Genomic DNA, 23,738 nt, shown 5'->3' on the forward strand with positions numbered 1-23,738 from the left:
AATTTGATAATTTGAAGATACCCCGATTAACGTTTAGAGAATTGGTAGCTCTTACGTGCTTTTTTATGACCGAATTTCTTACGTTCAACAGAGCGGGGGTCTCTTTTTAATAAACCGGCTGCTTTTAATGCAGGGCGGAACTCAGCATTTACATCAACCAATGCACGGGAAATACCCAGCATGGCCGCTTCTGCCTGGCCTTTAACCCCACCGCCTGTAGCAGTAATTTTTACATCAAATTTATCTGCTGCTTCAATGGTTTTAAGCGGACGCTCTACCTGGTTCTGTAAATATACCAGGGAGAAATATGTTTTGTAGTCTTTATCGTTAACGGTAATAGCACCGGTACCCTTTGATAAGAAAACGCGGGTGATGGCTTCCTTCCGGCGTCCGACAGCATTTTTTTGTTTTTCCATTATTTATAATTTCTTATTTGGAATTTAGGATTTGAAATTTAGAACTTCAGTTCTTTAGGTTGTTGGGCAGTGTGCGGATGAACGTCCCCTGCATATACAAATAACTTTTTGTACATTTTACGACCCAGGCGGTTTTTGGGAAGCATCCCTTTAACGGCTCTTTCAATAATTACTTCCGGACGACGTTTTTGCAGATCGGTTGCGTATTCTTCTTTACGGCCACCGGGGTATCCGCTGTAAGTGTCATACACTTTATGCTCCATTTTGCTACCAGACAGTTTTACTTTTTCGCAGTTCGTTACAATAATGTAATCTCCGGTATCTACGTGTGGCGTATAGCTGGCTTTGTGCTTACCGCGCAAAATAGCCGCAATACGGGAACACATACGTCCTACAGTTTGATTAGTACCATCTACAACGTACCAGTTACGCTGCACGGTAGCCTCGTTCGCATGTTTTGTGGTGAAATGTTGTTTGCTCATTTTTAATTTAATTTTTTAAAGTAACTCCGGGCTATCCCCCGGCCTTTTTTATAAAGGACTGCAAAGGTAATCGAGTATGGGCTGAAAATAATAAAAAAAAGGAACTATTTTTAATAGTCCCCTTGCAACAAGTTGATTTTCAGTAAAAATTTTGACTTACTTTAATTATAGAATCCTCCGGCAAGCCTTTTTTCCTTGCGTTCAGACCACAGTAGCCTCAATCACGACGGTTTTTAACGGTTCCTTGTCGGTTTCCCAGATCCGTTTTTGTTCCAGTTTTATGGAAGACACGCCCTTTCCGGTTCCAATAACCGACACATTGGTAACTGAACTGCCCCCAACCGGTTCATTTTTACGCGGCTCCCGTTCGGTGCCCGATAATTTAACACCGGTTACCTGCTCATCGTTTTGTGCTATCACCCAGCTATACCCTGCCCCACCCAAACTTTCCAACTGCAACTGAACCGTTTCTCCAATTTGCAAAGTGATCTTCTTTTCCATGGTCTAAAATTAAACTAAAATAACGGGCGTCCGTACATGGCTGTATTAACCCGGCTAAAAAGCCGCCAGATCAATTGTGGCGGCCGGCCTGCTACATCAAAGAGTAACAGTCCTCTGCAGCTCCAAAAATGAAATGACGACTTTGATAAACCGTATAGCATCAGCTTCCGCCCTGGCAGTTACCAGGCGTATAACTCGTACACCTTATTATCGGCCTCGGTCCGTACATTCACCACGCTGTTTTTATCGCGCGCGTGGCAGCCGATCATCAAAAGGGCCAGAAATGCCTGGGTATTGGTTTCTTTAATTCTTCTGAAACCCATACCACTGACGTTCAGCCAGGCATTGTTATTTTCTGCAATGCCCCAGGTGCCCACTATTTTTACATTGTTGTTCCAGGCCGTAAGTCCTCCTGCACCCGGGGGGAGCAAGGTGGGCTCATTTAACCTTTTGCTGCTTACCGCTTCTGCTGCCAGGCCCGGAGTAACAGGCGCAGTGGCGCTTTTTTTTGCTGATTTTTTGGCCGTAGCCTTTTTAACTGCGTTCATTGTGTAGTTATTTAATCCGTTAAAATATTTAATTATAGATCTGATCGATGACTGCATTGGTCAGGTGGATACTAACCGCCGTTCCCCGGTTCTTTGCAGAAATACATTGCGCAAGCAGGTTCAGGTGAATATTATCGCTTGCGGGTGAAATTTTCCTCCATCCAAAATTCTCGATATAAGCCCAGGCATTATTAGCAACATCATTGGACCATAACCCAAGGATCCGCTGGCTTCCGGTCCACAATGTTTCAACAATACCATTTACGCCGTACATTTCGGCATCGATACCGCATTGGCCGTATCCGATCCTGAAAAAACCGGATTCTCCAAAACCGGGGCCCCAGCTGTTTTTACAGATCCAGCATTGGTTTACATCATCATAACCCACCACGCACACACAGTGACCGCCTTCCACGTGATTGTTTGCCCTGCGGTAGACCCCGGACCGGTAGCTGAAGAAATCGGTGTATACCGTAAAACAGGCTTCCAGTGCGCCGCGGGTGCTGATCCAGTCTTTCATAGAGGCGGTTGTGGTTAGTTTTGTAAACCCGCTTATTTTCATTAGTCGGTCGGCCGCATTACTGCAGGTATTGCAGGCCTGGTCGCCGGGGGTATAGGGAAAACAGGCTTCATCAACCAGGCCCTTATCCCTGAAGGCAATCAGCGCCCTATCGGGCCACCATCCGTTAGCGCAGTTACGGCCTTCACTTTTAGCATAGCAATAAAACAATTGTGCTTCTGAAAAATCAATGCTCAGTGCGGGGTTTCCTCTTTGAATGCGGTAAGCGATCTCTGCAGTGGCAATGGTACCAAAGGCAACGCAGGAGCCGCAGGAGCTTTGGTTTTTAATGGACGTTACAAAATTCTGGCCGCTTCGGTTTCTCCAGTCAAAGAGCGTAGGATAGCCAAATGCTTTTTTCTTTTTAATACCTTTTCCAGCGGCCGAAAGCTGAAACGCTTTCAGAGCTTTTTCCGAAGCGTTTTCCCGGGCCGTCAGCGATCGCTCCTTAGGGCCGGGGGTAAAACCCAGGAAATACTTACGTTCCGCTTCCGTCATGGCGGTAAACTCGTTATTGGCGGCTTGCCAGGTTAAACCCGACTCAGTGATGGAGGACTGAATGGCCGCAACGTTAATTTTTGACATTTTGTTTTTGTTGTTTATTTAAAAAAATGGATTGACATTAGTGTGTAATAGGATTCCATACCCATTGCCTGTGGGGCATAGTGATCCCATTGCAGTTTTAGGTTTATTGAACTGCTGGTGTTAAGAGCGTAACTTTAAAGCTGATGGTTACTCAACATTCCGTATGGTCCAGAAATCCTGGCAGAAGCTGCTATTGGAAATAAAGGCATAGGGCATCCAGAAATAGCCTTTAATACCCCAGCCGGTATTCCATGAATTTCGTACCAGCACGGCCTGCCGGGCATCATCATAACCCACAGCCATAACAGCGTGCCCGCCCAGTACGTTTTCCTTGGAAATATTGGGTAAAGGCATTATTCCTGTATCCGCAACTTTTTTTGTCATAAAGCTGTCGTAAACGGTAAAACCAAACGCAAAAGGATAGCCTTCTGCAAGACAGCTTTTGATGGACGTAAGGTTAATAGGTACTTTCCAATAAGAGAGCACTTGGTTCTTTAATGCTGTTTTATAACAGGAAGCAGGAGGCTTTTGTGTAAATTTGTTTTCGATATAAGGCCAGTCCTTTTCAGGACAAATCCCCTGTTTATTCAGAGATTTTATACCATCCCGCAGGTAGGCGCCGCTATCAGAATTTACAGTGTTCATCAGCACCCGTTCATTATAGTAAAGAAAAAGCCGGGAAGGCATAAAATCCTTTTTACGCTGCTTTATTTTACCAAATTCAAAGGCACCGGCAAGGGCGTTGGCTGTGCAACTTCCAAGCCCCCCCTGGTCATAAACTTTGGGGCATCCCTTTCTGAGGTCGATCCGGGTGGGTATTTTCAGCATTACCCTCAGCGGTGCAGCATAAATAAAATCTCTTGCATCCGGCAGATCGGGGATCCAGCCAAGGGCTCTTTTTGTTTGTTGGGGTTTGGAGGCTTTTGCCATTGTGTTATTTGTTTAAAGGAGGATTATTATTATTCCTTATAAAGTTACTACATAACGCAAGGGCGGGCAATACCCAGATTGAGCGAACCCGTTTTTTAACAACTTCTATTGGCGGGTATTGATGTTGTGTTGACGTGGATTATAATCGCCTGAGGCAATAGAATAGGGATGCGAGGCTACAAGCCTCGCATAGCTGCATAGCCGGTTTCATTTTACCGGGCCCAAAATCCTTTCTTGGCGAAAAAGACCGGGTTTACGGATCCAAAGGGTCCCCCGTATTGATCTGTGTGGAACAGGCAGCAGGATAAAATGCCACTGTTGTGTCCGACAATTGTTTCATGCGCTCAAAAGGGAGGTATTTCAGATCTCTCCTGCAGACCCGCTCAAAATTTTCTCCGGCAATGTATCGGATATGAGCAACATCGCTTACCCCCAAAACGGGTTTATTTGCCGGCACTTTATTCTCGTATAGGATGCGGTTTGCATTCCGGATGTTGGTGGTAGTATGGCGGGCATGCGGCTCTATAATGATCACACCGGCAGGAACGGAGAGGCTATCCGTTAAATATTTTTTCATTTCCACCGCTTCGCAATATTTGGTCTGAAAGGGATGCACATATCCCCCGCTAACAATAATAAAAGGCGCCTTGCCTGATTTAAACAACGCGGAAGCCGCTGCGCACCTTTCTTTATTGTGCACACTAATAGGCACATCGGGCGTCTCGGGGCCTTCCCCAAAAACCAGTATGGCGCTAAAAGGAAACTGCCGCCATTGAACAGACCGGATTTGCTGACAGGGTTGTTCATTTATCTTGCTTAAGGGAAGCAACCGGGCAGCTTCATCGTGACGATTCAACTGCAATATCCTGAGACAGATGCGGAGTAGTGGTTGAAAAAATAATTCTTCTTCCCTTCCATTTTCAAGTACAGCCGTTATAAGATGCCCGACTGAATCAAAGTAGGGCGGGCTATTTACAGGGAAAGACGCAGCATCTACTTTGGGATACTGCAACCCTTTATTTTGAAGATACGCCCTGATAATATAATTGATTCCGGCGGCTTCTTCTTCCCATGCCTCCCTGAATAAAGAAGCATCAGGAAGCGAATCACTTAATTTATAGAAACCCGTTGCACGAATACTATCCTTTATCCATTGCCGGAGCTTTCCGTTGTTTTGAAACAAGCTGCTCAATTGCCTTGCTATCGCCGCGTCTTCCCCTGGCTTTATCAACATTGCATCGGCAATGCAAGCTAAGTTAGCACAGGAATCTATCGCCTGTTGCAGCACCGTGCGCTTTTGCACCATTAACCGTTGCAAAACGACATCAGCAGCAACCGCTGTAGCTACCGGAGGATGCGCTTCCATTGCATCCAGTAAATAAAAGATCCGTTTTTGTAAAATCCTGGTTTCGTCCTGGTGAATGCCCTCCTGGCTATAAGATACAAAGGTACTGCAAACAAGACCGAACGTTAGGGCAATAACAGAAAGGCGTTTCATTTTTTAATACTTATTTTGTTGAGGCTGTATCATAAGGCTCCATTGTCATACCTCCCGATAGCCATCGGGATGATCCGTAATAACGTATGGTTATTAATAGCTTCTGAAACAAATTCAGAACGACCTTTCGTTGTAAAACAACTTTTGATATAGCTTCTTCAGTTTATAATTAATTATTGATAGGCGGGCCGTATATATTTTTCCTGGATATATTGCTGGTACAGGAACTCGTAACAGGCCGCAAGATCCCGCAGGTTCTTATAGTGGCATTCGTACATAAAGGGACCTGTATACCCTGCCTGGTACAACGCGTCAATAATAGCGGGCCAGTTATTCATTCCTTTGCCCGAACAAGGGTAATAATGCAATTCATGCGCACCATCACCATCTGCAACATGGATGAACCTGAGCCGGCGCCCCAATGCCCGGATCAATTGCTCCGGGTGCAAAATATGGTTCATATCAACCGCGCCGTAAATATCCGGGGGCAGGCGGTTCAGAATACCCATCATCTCCTCAACGGTTCTGCAAAGTGGCCGTTCAAATTTTATCCCTTTCCGCTCCACATACAACTCCGGCCCTGTCATATTTTCTATAACGCAGATGGCGTTGATGTCTTTTACTGGTTTTTCCAGCTCCTGCACTGATTTTATAAGCTGCAGAATATGTGCCTCCCGATGATCCGGATCAAGATACCAACTGGGGTGAAATAATACCACTTCCGGTTGCAGCACCCGGCAGAGCTGCAGCACTTTTTTATGGGCCGCCACCACCCTTTTCCGCACCGCTTCATCCGTAAGGGAAAGATCGATCCATTGCCCATAGGCCATATGAATGGCAGCGATTTTTATTCCTGCAGCAACTGCCGCTTTCTTTGCGCTTGCAGCTTCAGCGGCCATTTTATTATCGTCCCATTTAAAATCACCCTTTGCATCAAACCATTCGTTCACGCCTACCTGCAGGCAGGAAATTCCGGCAGCTTTTGCGGATTGCATACTTTCCGGGGTGATTTTTGATATGGATATGGAATAACCAACGGCCAGTGGACGGGGAAGCGAATCCGGCACAAAAGAGTTGCCTAAAACCGGTACAACTGCCACCCACAGGATCAACAGAAATAAATAATTTATTTTTTTCATTATTCTTTAGTATTGTTTTCAAAAAAAGTAATTACGCTCATTGCTTTACCAGCCCGGATTCTGGACAAGACTTTTATTCAGGGTAAGCTCCTCTAAAGGAATAGGATAATAGTAATCCTTCGGCTCCTGAAACTGGATCTTATTTCTATAAGGATAAAAGTTTCCGGAAGTGCCGTTGGTTAATGGCCGCTGACGGATATTGATCTTGGTGGCCACCCCTGCCGGCGCTCCGGAGGCATCCCCATCGTAAAGATAAACATCCGGTTTGCCATCGTTATTGAAATCAAAAGCACCTAAACGTGAAAAATAAATGCCCAGCATCGGTTGTTCCAGTTTTTTACCATCTTTCCATCGCATCAGGTCATCCCACCGCAGGCCTTCATTAAACATTTCGATCCGGCGTTCCCTGCGTATTTCCAGTATTATTCCTTTATTGGCACCGGCAACATTGGGATATTCCGCACCCAGGTAAGTGTCCGGATTGCCATTGTCATGAACCAGGTTTGCCGGAGGCATCCCTGCCCGGCTTCTTAGTTTATTAATGGTATTGTCAAGATCCGCCTGGGTTAAGGTACCCAACTCTGCTTTTGCCTCGGCGTTAATAAGAAGCGCTTCCGCATAGCGGAATAAGATAATATCATTATAGGCACTGCTGGCGCCCCACTGATCCCTGGTGGCTAATGCTTTTATTACGCGATACCCGGTTGTAGTAATGTTCAGGTTAACCGGCTCCACTGCTGTTTCGCCATAGACCGTAAAACCGGGACCTGCTACAATCTGCGTCAGGCGCGGATCGCGGCGCTGCATCTCCGCGTAAAAACCCAGTGTATCGTGGCCGGCAATATCTGTAAAGCGACTGCCATCAGCCATTAAAAAGCCGTTTACAAAATCTTTGGTAGCGCCCCATGATCCGGATGTTGGCGAGGTCATTAAATAGGACAACGTATGATGTGCAAATGTGGGGTTGTAATCCTTGGCCAGAATGGTTTCTGTTGCGTCCTGATCGCTTCGCGCAAAAAGCGTGCGGTAAGCCGCAGCGGCGCCCCCGGTTGTAAACAGTTTGTAGGCGCCGGAGCTGATCAGTTGCCCCGCCGCATCAGCAGCGTCCTGCAGCCACTTTTCTGCCGAGCTTTGCAAATTCAGTTCTGTATGATATTTCCTGAAAGTACCTTCATGCAGGCAGATGCGCGCTTTTAAGAGCAATGCCGTATACTTCGTAATTTTGTTAACCTGCACTTCTGCAGACAAATTCGCAACGGCATTATTGATATCGGCAAGCACGGAATCCATTACTTCGGTCCTGGGGTCGCGGGCTTTATACAGATCGGCATCCCCTGCTTCCAGCACCTTACTATACCAGGGTACATCACCAAAGGTTTTAACCTTGTCAAAATAGAAGTAGGCCCTGAAAAAACGGGCGATGGCGCCGTATTTAATCCTGGCGGCTTCATCCGGGCATTTCTGATAATTCTGAAAAAAGAAATTAATAGCCCGCAGATTAGACCATGCCCAGCCACCGGAACCTCTTTGTACGGGTACCAGCCTGGTACCCGTAATCTGGGCGGGCTCAATCAGGGATACAACGTCATCCGAAGTAGAAAGGCCATAAGTAGCATCATAAAGATGGTAATCCGGCAACATATCATAAAAATCGTTGGTATACACTTCCAGATCAGTAGCAGTATTAAAGAACTGATCGGCATCCAGCCGGTCCTTTGGAGGTTGGTCCAGATAGTTTTTATTACAACTGCATAACAATAAAATGGCCCCTGTAAAAAATAATATAGTATTTAGTAGATTCTTCATTTCACTCTGTTTTAAATAGTTCAGATGGCTTAGAGTTGTAAATTCACTCCAAATGAAAACGTTTTCCCAATGGGATAGTCCTGCAGATCCGTTCTGTTGACCGCTGAGCCGGGATCGGAAAAGTTGGTTCCTGACCCTGCCTGTTCGGGATCCACATATTTTGTCAGCTTACCGAACCGCCAGGTGAGTATGTTTTCGCCGCTGAAATAGATCCGCAACTGTTTTACATTAATTCTCCTTAACAGCGATTGTGGAAGGGTATAGCCCACGGTAAGATTCTTAACCCGCAGGTACCCTACATTTGTCAGGTAGTAATCATTGAACTCATACAAATCCCTGTTGGCGCCTAATGCATCGTATCCCCTGTAAATTTGCGGGTAATAACCATTGGGATTATCAGGGCTCCAGGCATCTGCCACCAGATCCTTCCGGATAAAGGAAGAGTAAGGGCGATCATAGGTTCCCCAATAAATAAACCCGGTGGGATACCAGTCCTGGTGCATGACGCCGGCGCCCGCAACCAGAATGTCAAAATTTTTCCAGTCTGCCCCCAATGTAAATCCAAACGGGAACTGCGGCATGGCATTTCCGATCGGCTTCAGGTCCCCGTGATCTGCCAGGGTATAATTTCCATTGTCGATCACCCCGTCCCCGTCAAGATCAACGTATTTAATATCTCCTGCCCGGAGTTTTTTCCATTCGGTATTGGTTACCACGTTAAAGATGTAGTTATATACTTTGCCAAGGTCCTTGGATGGATTGCTGAACTGGCTTTGATAAGCGGCTGCTTCCTCATCGGTTTTAAACTGGCCGTCTATATGATACCCCCAGATCTCTCCCAGCTTCTGGCCGTTCCAATAGGTGCTCATAAGACCGTTGGGGTTCGGGTAGCTGGTAATGACCCCCTTAAAATTATACAGGCTGAGGGTAGCATTTACATGCAGCGGGGATTGACTGACCATAAACTGATCATTATAGCCCAGGCTTAATTCAAAGCCCCTGTTCCTGAGGCTGGCAATATTCTCCTTGGGTTCGGAGGCACCAAAGACACCGGGTAAGGGAGATCCGGGCACATACATACCAGACGTATTTTTTTGATACCAGTCAAACGATGCCGTAAGTTTATTTCTTAAAAAACCCAGATCTATTCCGTAATCAATGGTGCGGGTACTTTCCCAGCTTACCACACTGGGCAGGGGCGATGGTGGTCCCACATAATTCAGCCTGCTGCCGCCCACCAGCCAATTGGACTGGCCAAGACCCAATATCCGGGAAAACGTATAAAGCCCCACATTCTGATTGCCCAGTTTACCATAGGAGGATCTTAATTTCAAGGTGCTGATGGCATCCTTTAAGGGTTCCCAGAATTTTTCACTGCTAACAAACCAGCCACCGGAAACGGAAGGGAAAAAGCCCCAGCGGCTAACGGCAGGGAACCGGGAAGAACCGTCGTAGCGGGCATTTACCGCCAGCAGGTATTTGTTTTTGTAGTCATAGTTAAATCGTCCAAAATATCCCTGCACGGCCCAAATACTTGCCGCGCCGTCCGCCCGCAGCAGGTTGGTGCCCAGATTCAGGTTAGATAAGCTGCTGATGAGCAGGTCTCCCTGCTGGGCTGTAATGTCATCAGAATTGTAGTTTTCCTGGTTATAGCCCAGCATTAGTTTAAAATGATGATCAAGGGCCACATTTTTTGTATAAGTGCCGTATATGTTCAGCACGTTGTAATAATTCCGGTTGCGCACTTCCGTAAGGCTGTTTACACCGGTTGTTTGCCGCAACATTTTCGGGCCGGTCAGGTAGTCGAACTTATTCAGGCGCGTGGAGTTTGCAATATGATTGATGGTATTGCTGTAGTCAAAATTCAATACCAATCCCTTTGCAGGCGTAAGCACCCCGCTAAAGGTATTTATAAACTGTTCGGAATAATTCCGGATCCAGTTATTACCCGCTTCCAAAGCGGCCTGGGCGCCTCCCCCGTAATAATCGAAAGGAACTCCGTTTATTTCATTGGGTTGAAAAGGAAATAAATAGTACCAGGTGGTATTGCTCCAGATGCCACCGAAACCGGTCTTGTACCCTCCGTACTCGATCTGGTTATTGGTGCTGAACTGTATATTGTCTGAAAGCCGCAACCAGTCCGTTGCCTTGAAGCTGACGTTTGCTTTCAGATTATACTTAACCAGGTTAGCATCCACAATGTTCTGTATGCTGGATGTTTTGTAATACCTGCCCGAAAGGTAGGCCTGGATCCTGTCATTACCACCGGAAACAGCTATGGTATGGTTCTGGAAAGGCTGCCATTTGCGGAACAGGTAATCATACCAATCTGTATGGTAGAAGAATTTATTTTCCCCGTTTGGCTGGGTCCTGTAAAAAGGGGCGAGCTTGCCCTGCGATACCAGTCGTATAGTATCCCAGTCGGCGCCGGTATACCCGGTATAATTTGTGCCATTATACCCCAAAAGGGCAGCATCCACCGTTTTCCCGAATTCATAGGGGTCATCGATAAAATCGGTACGGGTAGTGGGGGTGGTCCAGCCCAGGTTATTGGTATAGTTAACAGCCAGCTTGCCCTCTTTTCCCTTTTTGGTTGTTATTAATATCACTCCAAAAGCACCGCGGGCGCCATAAATGGCGGCGGAAGCCGCATCTTTTAAAACGGTCACGCTTTCTACATCGGCCGGGTTGATCCGTTCTATATCGCCCTCAATGCCATCCACCAGGATCAACGGGCCTCCTCCGTTAACGGAATTGAAACCGCGGATATTGATGTCAGGAGTGGCACCGGGATCGCCATTATTTGACTGGATATTTAAGCCCGGCAGCAATCCCTGCAATGAAGTTGCCAGGTTGGGCACCGGCCGGGAAGCAATATAGGTTGACCCAACCTGGCTGATAGCGCCGGTAAGATCTCCTTTTTTTTGCGTGCCATACCCTACTACCACCACATCGTTCAGCCCGGTTACCTGTTCCTCCAGCGCAATACTGATCGCTGCTTCGCTGTTCACTTTTATTCTTTTTGACTGATAGCCCACGCAGGTAATTTCCAGTTCTACCGGCAGGTTGCCGGGAGTCCGGAGGGTAAACCTGCCGGCACTGTCCGTGGTAGTTCCTATGGAAGTGCCAACGATCAGAACAGAAACATTCGACAGCGGCTGGCCGTCTCTTTTTAGTACCCGTCCGTGAAGGACCAAGGGAGGCGGGGGCGGCAAGGACAGGATCGCCCCATCCGGAACATTATTGTCCCTGGTGGATCTGATGACGATTGTTTTGCCAATAATCTCATAAGAAAGCTTTTCTCCCTTTAAGGCCGCTGCAAGCGCTTGCTGAAGGGATGCGTTCTTTACTTTGATCGTTATCCTTCCCGACGCATTTAAAATTTCGGAGGTGGATACCAGTTCATACCCACTTTGTTGCCTGATCTTTTTCAGAACCACCTCCAGGGGTACATTGGTCTCCGTAAGGGTGATCTGGGAATAACCCCTTGCGCTTACGTGAATGCAGGCTATCAATAACATAATAGGAATCAGCTTCATAATCTTCAAGATTTGGCTTGAGCATTCCGGTGAAAAATGCCGCTGGTAAGCAAGTAAAAGAACTTTTAAATCCATAACTTCGTTTGGCCTGTCTGTCCGGCAGGAAGGTTTTAGTTAATACAATAATTGTCCGAAAGCGATTTTTATTAGCTTAGCCTGCATTCAAGCCGGGTTGTGCCGCAAACACTTCCCGGTTTTTTGTGCTGCTTTATCTGCTGTTTAGGTTTTGGCCGGCATAATGATAATTTTATTTCCGTTTATCTGAAAGCGTACGCCTCCGGTAGCCTCCAGTATCTTCAATACCTGCGCAAGATCTGCCTCTTTTGAAATGGAGCCCCAGAAGTGTTGCCTGATAGCGCCCCTGTACTCTACCTGAACATCATACCACCGGGCGATCTGCTGCATAATGGTTTGAATATCTGTGTCCTTGTTAAAAACAAATCGCCCGTTCTTCCAGCCCATTACCTCGTCCAGGTCCACATTGTCCACAATGCTGATATTGCTGGCTACCTGCGCCTGCTGTCCAGGTTTTAATACCCTGGAGGCGCTCCCTTTTATTACCTGTACGGCCCCGTCCAGCAAGGTGATCCGGTCTGCCGCGTCATCCTTATAACTGTTAATATTAAAACGGGTTCCAAGATCTACCGTTTCGATCCCATTGGCTATCACTTTAAACGGCATCGAAGCATTATGCGTCACTTCAAAATATGCTTCACCCGTAATTTCCACTTTCCGTTCCCTGCCTGAAAATGCCGTGGGAAAACGTATAGATGAAAGTGCGTTTAACCAAACCTTGGTACCATCTGCTAAGGTGATCTGGTATTGCCCTCCCCGGGGCGTGGTAATGGTATTATAAAGTGGTGTTCCCTGTTTTTCATTTCCCATATCATATGCCAGGGCACCGTTGTTCAGCTTAATGATACGGGTAGTTCCCTGCATTCCCAGCATGCCATTTTGGGCAGTGTCCAGCACCACTACCTCCCCGTTGGCAAGGGTCAGCGATGCCCGGTTCCCCCCGGGCCGGATGGTGTGTTGCGCCCTGCTTACCACAGGTTGCTCTTTCACTATCTTATCCCCACTACTGAAATGCAATACAAGAAAATAGCCCGCCAGTGCAACGGTTATCAAAACCGCGGCCGCTGAAAGCCCTGTTTTTAAAGTCCGGGAAATAGAAAACCGGCCCCTGGCAACCTTCAGCGCCTGGCCTTCTTTATTTATATGCCTTTCAATCTTTTCCCAAACTTCTGCTGCCGCGGTTTCCTGCACAGCAATTTTCTCTGCAGAAAAAATCGCCCGTAATTGTTCCTCCGCCTCCCGCATCTGGTCAAGGTTTGGAGGGGCCGTGTGTATCCATTCTCTCCAAAAGGCAGATGCATGTTCACTATTGTCTCTTATCCATTCGATAAAAAAAGGGTCTTCCAGGAACGCTCCGGCAGTATATGTATTATAGTTTTTATTCATTTAAGCCAATCGTTTGCAGGCATCCGCTAATAAAGGACAGTGCGATTGCATTTTTTACCCCATCAAAACGGATCTTTTTTTAAAATTTTTCTGTTTTTATTATTTAGCAGCGCTAAGCGAATATTTCCCGGCAACAAGCAGTTAATAAACCGAGCAGCAAAATATCAGACACATGTAATAGTTGTTTCAAGGTATCAAGACCTCTCGCCTTTAGCTTGTACACCGCTTTAAGAGAGCTGTTCATTATTCTGGCTATTTCCTCATAGTCCAGTTCTTCAAAATAACGCAGATAGATGAGCTCCTTTTGTTTGGGTGTTAGCTGGTTGAGTGCGGCCAGTAATTTTTGTGTTTGTAATAAGTGTGATTCCCTGGCGATATATTTTGATTCGGCAGAAAATACCATTTCAAATTCATCCTTCATCTCCAGCGACCGTACTGGTCTTTTACTGCTTTGCTGTATTTTATTATACAATGCAGACCGGAGCGATACCAGCAGATAGGGTTTTATTTTTGTGATGTTCTCAAAATTGGATCGGTTAGTCCATATTTTTATAAAAAGATCCTGTATGGTATCTTTTACCAGTTCTTCATTGGCCGTAATCCGCACGCCATATTCATACAAGCTTTTGAAATGGTTAAAATAGATATTGGCAAGCGCCTCCTGTTTTCCTTCCTTTAAGGATTGCCATAAATGATAGTCATCCTTTATATCTTCTGCCGGCATACCGCTTTTAAATAAGGAGGAAGATACATCTTTTATCGAAAGAAAAACAAAGTGCGTTTTGTTTCGCAAACTTTCTAGCCGTCACCGGTATCCCCTGCACACAGGCTATTGGGAGGATAACATTACCTGATCGCCGTAACCAAGTATTGGCGTAATTTTATTGCTTAATAGTAAAACAATAGCGATGGCAGTACCTGCAACTATTTTAAAAGAATTAGAAGTGCCTTATAAGGTCACAAAGGAAAACGTTGAAGCCTATAACAAGAACCGGTTTATAAAACTAAAGCACGTATTGTCTGCCGGGGCCATTGCGGTTTTCAATGAAATAATCGCCGCGCAGGTTGATAAAATGAATACCGTTACAACCGCGCTGGCGCAAAGAGATACCTATGGTAAGGCTTTTTTACAGTTGTTTAATTTATGGCGGGAAAACGCCGATATAAGATCGCTGATATTCAGCAGGCGGCTTGGAAAAATTGCTGCTGATCTGATGCAGGTGGAAGGTGTACGGATGTACCACGATCAGGCATTATTTAAAGAAGGCGGCGGCGGTATTACGCCCTGGCATGCCGATCAATATTACTGGCCGCTGGAAACAGACAAAACCATTACGGCCTGGATCCCCTTGCAGGAAACCCCGCTGGAAATGGGTCCTTTGGAATTCAGCGCCGGCAGTCATCAGATCATTGAAGGACGCGATTTATCGATCGGCGATGAAAGTGAAACCTTTATGGAGCAGCGTTTAAAAGTGACGGATTTTGAACATATCATTGAGCCTTTTGATGCGGGTGAAGTAAGCTTTCATTCCGGCTGGGTGTTTCACCGGGCCGGGGCCAACACTACCCCCGGTACCCGACGGGCGATGACCATTATTTATATGGACCGCGACATGAAATTAATAGCTCCGAAAAATAAAAACCAGCAACTGGATTGGGACACCTGGTGCCCGGGAGCAGCTATTGGCGCGGTCATTAATACACCGATGAATCCGGTTTTATACGACCGGAATCAATTGTAGTGTTAAGTGAAACGTGAAGAGGAACAGGTTTCACTTAACGTTCAATTCTATATCACTAAAAACAAAAAGGCGCCCGTAAAGACTTACAGCGCCGGATTGCTTATGTTATATTTTTATTTCAGAGCTTTATGGTAACGCCCATATTAAGAAAATAGTCGGCAAAAGCTGCATCACCGTTCACTTTTTTGCCTGTATCCTCCGATATCAATTTATCAGCATAGCTTTGGATGCGATTCCGCTGCAGCGCTACCGGGGCGGATAAATAGATGCTCGTCTTCCTGACGGTGTAAGCAATAACGGGCTCTGCAGATAATATATAGCCCGGTCTTCTGAATCCTTTGCTTCCACCGATAAGATCATTTGCGGGAAGCCCTTCAATACGAAGGCCGGCAGACGCATTAAAACCGCCAGACATAAAAGAGGCCCCCACCCTGGCCAGGTATTGATCGGGCACGCTCATTGTGTTGGTGTAATACCGGAGAGCATTAGCACTAACGGCACTGCCCCTGCTGGTGGAAACGCCATTTTGTTCCACCGGGCTAAGCAGGTAATAGGCCGTAGCGTACAGTCCTATTTTGTGATTGAAGTTATAGAACCCGTTCAGCTCGGTAATGATGCCCGTGCCACCGTCGCCCAACTGGATGGATTGATCTACCGGGCCCATCACTGCACTATCGGCGCCAGCCACCGTTTGCTTGTGAAAATAATCCTGCACGTTATAATTTCCTGTTGGCAGTTTAATCCCTAACCCGGCCTGTATATTTCCTTTGTGTGATTGATGCGGATTTAACAGCCATTTGTATCCCACAATGCGTATATCGCCCAATCCGAATGATTTTGTTGAACGGCGCGCATCAGGCGAAGTGCTGCTGTTGCCGTAATGTTCATACAGGGAGGAACGGGTATTGCTGTTTACCGGGATCGTAACCGCCAGTGACCAGCTTGCGTTAAAATTACGGGTCAGGGTCATGTCCAGGGTATAGGAATGATTAATTACCTCGGTACCATTCTCTTCCCTTTGTTTTTGCTCCTCGGTGCCCACAAAATGTTTATACGAACGGAAATACCGGTTATTAAAATTCAGTTGCCACCCTTTTGCCTCTTCGGGTTGTAACAGGGTGCAGGTATTTCCATTACTTCTTACCGCCACACAACCTTGCGCAGCCGACTCCTGATAAACCACCAGGCTTATCAGGAACATTAGCAAAGAATATTTCATTAATTAGTTTTAGTTTTTATGAATTTCAGTCGCTGAACGATCAAATCGCCCACTTTTTTTCCGTACTCCGTACTAATAATGCAGGAATGATGATAATGGATGCCGCCGTAAAAACGCGCCCAATTATTTTCAATAGCAGCCGCCCGGAAGGAAGGATAAGAACGATTGGCAATGCCAAACTCCAGCTCGGAAGAATCGGTATAGGCAAAATTATCCCCAAACACTTTGGTTAATGCCTCTGCATTTGCAGCAGAAACCGTAGAATGGCCACAGGTATATTCGGGGAAGGGGGGCGTTTGCAGCAACGGCCGCCAATCGGGGTTGATGTACTTATTGATTACTGTTTCCGGCCGTACTGTATTGTATCTGAATTTCGCTTCCCAGCACTGGATAAAAGCGTCAAATTGAGCAATAGCCATAATGGTGTAAGCATACACGGTTTTGGCATAATCGGCCTTTGCTTTTTGAGCGGCAATGCCCGCAATGCTCATCCAATGACCGGCGGGGGAAAACTTTTTAGTACCAAACATCACATGGCCCGACACATTTAATTTAAAAGGATTATCATCCCAGAAATTGGCAATATGCTTTTGCTCGTCGGTCAGGCTGTCGCCCGCATTCTTAATTGCCATTACTTCCTTGTAGTAGGGACTGTTTTTATCCTTTACATTAAAAGTGTATTGCGGCGGGGGTATAAATTGTGTGGCGCTATCCAACACCAACGGGCGAATCTCATCCCAATGCGGTTCCAATGCCGATGTGTAAGCAGGCGGGGTAGGTATCCATCGTCCTTCTTCATTAGTAATAGTATACTTGGGCGCACTGCGGGTTTCGGCATAATTATCTTTTTTACTCCATGCCATGATAGCTGCCGTGATGGTATCTGCAAATAACCGGGTTGCCTGCATGTCCGCTTTGGTCATACCCATATCCACTATCTTTTTCTTCAGGCTGTCAACATATTCTTTCATACTTCCCGCCGGAAATGTAACCGCCTCCCCTACTTTACAAAATGCCAATAAGGAAGCAAAATTGAAGTCGATCTTTCCGTTGGTAGTATCCGGCTTCGGTAAAGTGTGCAGGCCTTTTACCTGACCGGCAAGGGAGTAATACTGATCCGGATAACCCGCCGCAATAACTTCATAGGCGGCAACACTTGCATACATATAATTCCTCGACGCAGTTATAGGTGCAAAATTATTGCCCATTACCACGGTATTCAATTCGTGAACGGCCTGGCTGAAAACAAGCGGATCGGCAGTATATTTTTTATACCCGTTGTTTGTTTGCGTGCATGAAATAAAAACTACTGTAGCCGCAATTGCAGCAATAAATAAATTTTTCACTGATTTTTTTTCTGATTGATAAAATACCGGCAAAAACTTCACTGTTGTTCAGCAAACAATAGTCGCTCACCGGCCGGGATAAACATGAAACGCGCAGACAGCTTATGAAAACAGGCAATGATGTGCCCGCCATCTAAAAGTGCATCGTTTCAATAAAAATTCAGGATTGAAGATCCGGAGGTTGTGCCGGAGCCTTCAGAAACGCCTCGGGCAGCGCTATTCTCAGTTTTGGAAAAACCGGGCTTAAACAACGAGTGGGTAACGCAGCAATATCAAAAGAAGAAACGGTATCATCATAGTCGCCCAGGCTTAGTTTTACAGTGGTGCTCTGTTTTTTATCCTGCCGGGAGCCGTCGAGGCCATTAATGTCTTTGAAGAACTCATTGGCTTTTGCGGTGATCCGGCGCTTCGAATCATTGGGAATACACTTCAATACCAGTGCTCCGTTCTCTATTTTGCGCTTTACATAACGGTAATACTGGCCGTGAAATTCAATTTCCCCATAATGCCGTTCATATTCCGGCTGATCCGTAATATAGGGCATATTCAGGGGTACGCGAATTTCGATCAATGCAGCTTCATCGTAGTCGTTCCGGTCGATCTTTGCCTCCAGCCGCTGATCCGCATTGTGTGTCAACCATGTGGTCATAATCCGGTACCCTGCCCAGTTAAAAGCAAGTAACAGAAATAATATTATGGCGGTTATCGTTTTCAACATTTGTGTACCTTCAACACATCGTTAACAAATTAACAAAATAATTAGTATTTGGCCAATAATTTTTTTAGGCCGCTTTATCTGCGGCCTGGCATCATTATCCAGAGCAAATATTTGATATTTTTGTTTATTGTTTTTGAAACTATTTTATTTATGAAGCGGGCGGTCTTTGTCACTATATCTTTCTTAATCCTTGTCGTTTTTATTTACTCTTTTGTTCCTGCCAGAGGCGGTTTTGAACAAACGACACCTATTGGCGCGCCGGTAAGTGCCCTGCGACGGTATATGGCCACCCCGGGCAATCTCAGGCAATGGTGGCCGGGTGTTTTTATAAATGATTCAACCATCAGCTATAAAAACTGCCGGTACCAGATCAAACAGATTTCCCTTTCCGGTTTGCTTTTCACTGTCTTTTCCGGGAAAGATTCGCTGCAGGGCAGCCTCCAATGCCAGGAGATGGACCAGGGCAAAACACCGCTTTTATGGAACTGCACCCTTCACTACTCCAATAACCCGGTGAGTAAAACGAATCAGTTACTCCGTATGAGCGTGTTTAAAAATAATATCCGGGAATTAACACAGGAGGTGAAAAGGTTTTTTGAAAACCCTGAAAATATTTACGGATGCAAAATAGTGCGACAGAAGGTAACCGATTCCGTATTACTTGTTACACAACGCAGTTTTAACCATCAGCCTGCCACAGCGGAGCTCTACAGCATTATTTCAGATCTGAAAAAATATGCAAAAAAGTATCCGGTTGCGGTGACGAATTACCCGATGCTCAACATTAATAACGCGGCGTCTTCGGTTTTTATAGCCACTGTTGCCCTGCCCATCGAAAAAGAAATACCAACAGACCCTGCATTTATGATAAAGAAAATGGTTTTGGGGAATATTTTGATGGTTGAGGTAAAAGGAGGGCCGGGGGCAATAGCGCAACATCGGAAAGCATTGCTTCAGTTTGTAAATGATAATCACCTCGTATCTCCGGCCATGCCGTTTGCCTCTCTGGTTACCGACCGGGCAGCCGCCCCCGACAGCACCCAATGGATCACCCGGTTATATTATCCTGTTTATTAGGGGCTCAGGTGTTTGTCAGCCGGTAAGGCGTGAAGACGGTAAGCTTTGATAATAAACGGGGATCAAAATTATTTTTAAGGGGTGTACCTATGGCACACCAAATGATCTGCGGCCGTAACCTGTCTACCAATCGGTTGTTCCAATGGAACAAGACAGACCAAAACGGTTCTGATAATGAACCGGTATCAAAATTATCATACCGGACTTACGGATTCTCCTTCATTGTGATCAAAGCAGGTGGGGTGCTCGTTAGCTAAGAGCAATAGCAGGCCTGGCTTGCTTTCGAAATGGATCGTGCCGATGGCACTCAATTCCCTATATTTGGCTCATTACTTCGGAATAAATTCCGAAGTTACCTGAAGAACGCAAGCCTCTGGCTTTCTGTCACATTGAGCATATGATTAAACTTGTTGAGACCTCCAGTCAGTAAACGTTGAAGAGGCGTAGCCTCGGTTTAATGGATTAACAAGGAACTTTAGTTTCTTGTTAAGAGCGCGCAACTAAAAGTAGAGAGCCATCGGCCCGGCCTATAAGCTGATCCTGCAGCGATACCCCATTAGTCAATCAGCATCACAAGTATTTTAATAAAATTGATACCGGTTTATTCTGATTCCCGGAAGCTTTGTATTGGGACCCCTTAAATTAAATAATGCCTTCGGCATAACCCATTTTTAGAACCATATATTATAATGATTAACCGTGCCGCATAGCAGCTACCCATTGAAAAGCAATAATGATAATTTTGATGACGGTTCAGTATGAGCGCTTGAAAACAAGATCTTCCCGTCTTTCCGCATTCCCGGCTTATGGTCAGCTACAATGATTCATTTCAACTGCAACACCTGCAACGCGGCATTATTCTTTGCCAGCAGCACTGCCTGCTTATTGTTGATTGTAATGGGCCGGATCTTTTTAACCACGCCATTTATAAGCAATGGGTTAAGCGATGCATAAGCAAACCGGCCGCCGCCCTTATTAACCAGCAAGGTACCGTAATCCGCATCCTGCCGGCCGATCTGCACATTATTAAAATAATTATTGCCGCCTAAAAGAATGTCCGGGAGGCCATCCTTATTTACATCAATATCCATTGCAGTATTACAGATACTCAATTGCGCCTGAAAAGGCAGGTTCATGGGCCGGTACGTTCCGGCATTATTGAGCAATAAGCTCGTAGAAAAATCATTCGCCTGGTATTTCTTGGCTTCATTCATGGCATCCGCGCCTAACAGATCCGTAATGGACGCATTAGCAAAATCCTGTGCGTATAAAAATTTTTTCTTAAGAGCGGGCATCTGCTTGTCCAGGTCTATTTTAAATGAAAAGGGAATTTCTTTACCCCCCACATCATAGGTCATAATACCCATTGGCCCGGGGCTATTATTAAAAGAATTAAAATAGAGCCCAACCCCTTCGTTTTCTTTTGATTGCAGCGGTGTGTTCTGCCCAATGTTACCTACAAAAAGGTCGGGCTTTTGGTCTCCATTGAAATCAGCAACCAGCAAACAACTCCACCAGCCTTTATTATTGATTATGGGTTTGCGGGTGCAGGTATTTCCGCTAAACGCAAAGGCATCCACTCCGCCCCATTCGGAACAAAGGACCAGTTCTTTTTTCCCGTCATTATCCAGATCGGTCCATTTTGCATCGCTTATAAACCCGGCATATTGCAATGCTTTCGGGTAAGCAGCAGTGGCATCCGTAAATGCCCCATGCCCGTTATTCAAAAGCAAATAAGAAGCCGGTAACATTCCGAAATTGCCGGGCACATTACTGCTGCCAATAAACAGGTCGGTATAGCCATCGCTGTTAAAGTCGCCTGCACATACCACACTTTGCGTGGTGTTAATACCGGGAAAGGCGTTCCCTTGTTTTATAAATGTTCCTTTACCGTCATTCAAATAGAGCAGGGGTTGCAGCCGCGGATCCTTACCAAAATATTCATCGCCGCCGGTAGCAATAACAAGATCTAAATAATGATCGTTATTCACATCAACAAAAACAGCGTCATTATCTTCAATCAAACTATCTGCGGCCAAAGCCGGCTGCAGTGTTTTCGTAAAGTTCCCATTCGCCTGTTGTATAAAAACAGCATTATGCCCGCCTTTTGCTGCGCCAATAAAAACATCATCCAGCCCATCGTTGTTGATATCGCCCACACAGAGGGCAGGTCCTTTAGCCGATTGCATCCGGGGCATCAGCGGGTCCAGGTTAAATTCGTCATAGTCGTTTTCTATATGTTTGTAGAGTAACCCCGTTCGCGCCGTAATATCATCGAAATAAGAAGGGTGTTTTTTAAATTCCTGGATTACCCCATAGTCAAATTTAGGTAGCCCCGGGGAGTAAGAAACCACGAGCTTCTTTTTATTTAAAAGATCGATCCGCTGATAGCTGTTATCCGGCCACACGACCACGGCAGAATCAATGGCTGTATTATTCAAACCTACAAGAACGGGCACCTGCATGCTGGACTGAAAACCATGTACCGGGTAATTTTCATAACTCCTGATGCTATCCTTTACAAACAGGATAAGCTTCGCTCCCAGTGCATTTATATTTTGAGCAGGACCATATAAAGACACCGTTGCATACCGGTTCTGCGCGGTATCGTTAATCTGATTTTCATAGAGCACGGCGGGACCGTTAATATTATTTACGACAATGTCCAGGTCGCCATCGTTATCTAAATCTGCATAGATAGCGCCGTTTGAAAAACCAGGCGGGTTATCATCAATACTATCTGTAACATCTTTAAAAGATACCGCACCGGTATTCAGATAAAATTTATTGGGAATTTTTATCTCGGGAAACCGGGACACGAGCTCCGTATCTTTTTCAATGCCGGCTCCGGATTGCAATTTTCCCTGTATGGCAGTATTCGAAATATAGTCGATATAATCAATATCATTCATACGCTTGGGGATGCCATTCGAAATGAACAGGTCCTTTAACCCATCGTTATTAAAATCGGCAAACAGCGGCGCCCAGCTCCAATCGGTTGCGTAGATCCCCGCATAAAACCCGACCTCGCTGAAATGCCCGTTGCCGCGATTGAACTGCAGGTTATTCCGTGCATACTGCGGGCTGTAGCCCAGGCTTAGTTTATAATTAAAAACATTATAATTCTCTTCTGTAACCGATCGCTTCAAGGTCACGGGATTATAGGGCATCATATCCAGCGAAATAATTTCAGGCAGCGCATCATTGCTGATGTCTGCCACGTCCACTCCCATTGTGTACTTACTGGTATGTTGCAACTGGCTGTCCGTTGCATCCTTAAAGGTGCCGTCCTTTTGATTGATATACAGGTAGTCATTTTCATGAAAATCATTTCCCACGTAAATATCCGGATACCCATCCATATTGATATCTGATACACAAACACCCAATCCATAACTAATGGGGTTGCTATAGATCTTTGTTTGAGGGGTGGCATCGGTAAAGGTCCCGTTCCCGTTGTTGCGGTAAATGCGGTCACCCGCCTGCAGGTCCGGCTTATTCATAAAAGCGCTGCGGGCAGCATAATGTCCTTCATTGCTGATGGCGTGATTTAATAAAAACAGATCCAGGTCGCCGTCGCCATCATAATCGAAAAAGACCGCCTGAGTGCAATAACCGGAAAAATCGATACCATATTGCTGCGCCTCATCTTCATAAAAAGGAACACCCTTCTTAATCCCTTTGCAAACCAGCAACTGATTTTTAATACTGTTGGGGGCGCCCTTATTTACCTTACAGATGTAGAGGTCCATCAGTCCATCGTTATTAATATCTATCACGGATACCCCCGTGCTCCAGCCAGAGTCTGACCTTATATTCGCCTCTTGGGTAACGTCTTCAAATTGCAGGTGCCCTTTATTCAGGTACAGGGCGTTGCCTCCCTGGTTGGCGGTAAAAAAGAGATCGATCAACCCATCATTATTAAAATCGGCCGCGCCAATGCCCCCGCCGTTATAATAGTACATATAATCAAACAGGTTAAACTGCGCGGTTGGGTGCAGATTATTGGAGAACTGAATGCCGCTTTTATCTGCGGAAACGACTTTAAAGAGAGAGTGCTTTTTTTGATTGGAGCATCCTAAGAACACCGTAACCAATAACAATAAGGCGCCCGTCAGTGCATTTTTAAAAAACCGTTTTTTATCTTTTATAAAAATAGATCCTGTCATTGA

General features: G+C 45.7%; 18 protein-coding genes. 2 read left to right on the top strand and 16 right to left on the bottom strand.

Annotated elements, in window-relative coordinates:
* Positions 1 to 26 precede the first annotated feature (26 nt).
* From rpsI to NIASO_RS12855, 12 genes are all read right to left on the bottom strand, one after another.
* Entirely contained in the window at positions 27 to 416 is a 390-nt protein-coding gene (rpsI, locus tag NIASO_RS12800) for a 30S ribosomal protein S9 (protein WP_008586422.1), read from the bottom strand.
* Positions 417 to 454: 38 nt separating this feature from the next.
* Entirely contained in the window at positions 455 to 898 is a 444-nt protein-coding gene (gene rplM, locus NIASO_RS12805; RefSeq protein WP_008586423.1) for a 50S ribosomal protein L13, read from the bottom strand.
* Positions 899 to 1,099: 201 nt separating this feature from the next.
* Positions 1,100 to 1,399, bottom strand: a complete 300-nt coding sequence (locus NIASO_RS12810; protein WP_008586424.1) for a protease inhibitor I42 family protein — start codon at positions 1,397 to 1,399, stop codon at positions 1,100 to 1,102.
* Between the two features lie 179 nt (positions 1,400 to 1,578).
* A complete protein-coding gene (locus NIASO_RS12815) occupies positions 1,579 to 1,947 on the bottom strand; it encodes a hypothetical protein (protein WP_008586425.1) in 369 nt (122 codons plus the stop codon).
* A gap of 28 nt (positions 1,948 to 1,975) precedes the next feature.
* Positions 1,976 to 3,091, bottom strand: a complete 1,116-nt coding sequence (locus tag NIASO_RS12820) for a C1 family peptidase (protein ID WP_008586426.1) — start codon at positions 3,089 to 3,091, stop codon at positions 1,976 to 1,978.
* 147 nt (positions 3,092 to 3,238) lie between these two features.
* Positions 3,239 to 4,021 (bottom strand): C1 family peptidase, encoded by a 783-nt coding sequence (locus NIASO_RS12825; protein ID WP_008586427.1) that lies wholly within the window; start codon positions 4,019 to 4,021, stop codon positions 3,239 to 3,241.
* 253 nt (positions 4,022 to 4,274) lie between these two features.
* Positions 4,275 to 5,519 carry a YdcF family protein gene (locus NIASO_RS12830; protein WP_008586428.1) on the bottom strand — a complete coding sequence of 415 codons (1,245 nt, stop codon included), beginning with the start codon at positions 5,517 to 5,519 and terminating at the stop codon, positions 4,275 to 4,277.
* A 173-nt stretch (positions 5,520 to 5,692) separates the two neighbouring features.
* On the bottom strand, positions 5,693 to 6,658 hold the full coding sequence (locus tag NIASO_RS12835; protein ID WP_008586429.1) for a sugar phosphate isomerase/epimerase family protein: 966 nt from the start codon (positions 6,656 to 6,658) through the stop codon (positions 5,693 to 5,695).
* A 45-nt stretch (positions 6,659 to 6,703) separates the two neighbouring features.
* The gene (locus NIASO_RS12840; RefSeq protein WP_008586430.1) at positions 6,704 to 8,464 is read right to left on the bottom strand and encodes a RagB/SusD family nutrient uptake outer membrane protein; all 1,761 of its coding nucleotides are present in this window, start codon (positions 8,462 to 8,464) and stop codon (positions 6,704 to 6,706) included.
* Between the two features lie 29 nt (positions 8,465 to 8,493).
* Positions 8,494 to 12,003 carry a SusC/RagA family TonB-linked outer membrane protein gene (locus tag NIASO_RS12845; RefSeq protein WP_008586431.1) on the bottom strand — a complete coding sequence of 1,170 codons (3,510 nt, stop codon included), beginning with the start codon at positions 12,001 to 12,003 and terminating at the stop codon, positions 8,494 to 8,496.
* 219 nt (positions 12,004 to 12,222) lie between these two features.
* A complete protein-coding gene (locus tag NIASO_RS12850; protein ID WP_008586432.1) occupies positions 12,223 to 13,464 on the bottom strand; it encodes a FecR family protein in 1,242 nt (413 codons plus the stop codon).
* A gap of 112 nt (positions 13,465 to 13,576) precedes the next feature.
* Positions 13,577 to 14,188, bottom strand: a complete 612-nt coding sequence (locus tag NIASO_RS12855) for an RNA polymerase sigma factor (protein ID WP_008586433.1) — start codon at positions 14,186 to 14,188, stop codon at positions 13,577 to 13,579.
* Positions 14,189 to 14,372: 184 nt separating this feature from the next.
* On the opposite strand from NIASO_RS12855, the gene NIASO_RS12860 reads away from it, so the two are divergent.
* Positions 14,373 to 15,206, top strand: coding sequence for a phytanoyl-CoA dioxygenase family protein (locus NIASO_RS12860; protein WP_008586434.1), 834 nt, complete (start codon positions 14,373 to 14,375; stop codon positions 15,204 to 15,206).
* 118 nt (positions 15,207 to 15,324) lie between these two features.
* On the opposite strand, the gene NIASO_RS12865 is transcribed toward NIASO_RS12860, so the two are convergent.
* From NIASO_RS12865 to NIASO_RS12875, 3 genes are all read right to left on the bottom strand, one after another.
* Positions 15,325 to 16,425 (bottom strand): transporter family protein, encoded by a 1,101-nt coding sequence (locus tag NIASO_RS12865; RefSeq protein WP_008586436.1) that lies wholly within the window; start codon positions 16,423 to 16,425, stop codon positions 15,325 to 15,327.
* Positions 16,425 to 17,771, bottom strand: a complete 1,347-nt coding sequence (locus tag NIASO_RS12870) for a vanadium-dependent haloperoxidase (protein ID WP_025298948.1) — start codon at positions 17,769 to 17,771, stop codon at positions 16,425 to 16,427. The genes NIASO_RS12865 and NIASO_RS12870 overlap by 1 nt, the downstream gene beginning before the upstream one ends.
* Positions 17,772 to 17,931: 160 nt before the next feature.
* Positions 17,932 to 18,489, bottom strand: a complete 558-nt coding sequence (locus NIASO_RS12875) for a hypothetical protein (protein ID WP_008586438.1) — start codon at positions 18,487 to 18,489, stop codon at positions 17,932 to 17,934.
* 150 nt (positions 18,490 to 18,639) lie between these two features.
* Between NIASO_RS12875 and NIASO_RS12880 the strand changes: the two genes are divergently transcribed.
* Positions 18,640 to 19,566, top strand: coding sequence for a hypothetical protein (locus tag NIASO_RS12880; RefSeq protein ID WP_008586439.1), 927 nt, complete (start codon positions 18,640 to 18,642; stop codon positions 19,564 to 19,566).
* A gap of 824 nt (positions 19,567 to 20,390) precedes the next feature.
* Here NIASO_RS12880 and NIASO_RS12885 read toward each other — a convergent pair.
* Positions 20,391 to 23,735: a VCBS repeat-containing protein gene (locus NIASO_RS12885; protein ID WP_025298950.1), complete on the bottom strand. Its 3,345-nt coding sequence runs from the start codon at positions 23,733 to 23,735 to the stop codon at positions 20,391 to 20,393.
* Positions 23,736 to 23,738: the final 3 nt, after the last annotated feature.

Source organism: Niabella soli DSM 19437, assembly GCF_000243115.2.
Classification (GTDB): Bacteria; Bacteroidota; Bacteroidia; order Chitinophagales; family Chitinophagaceae; genus Niabella; species Niabella soli.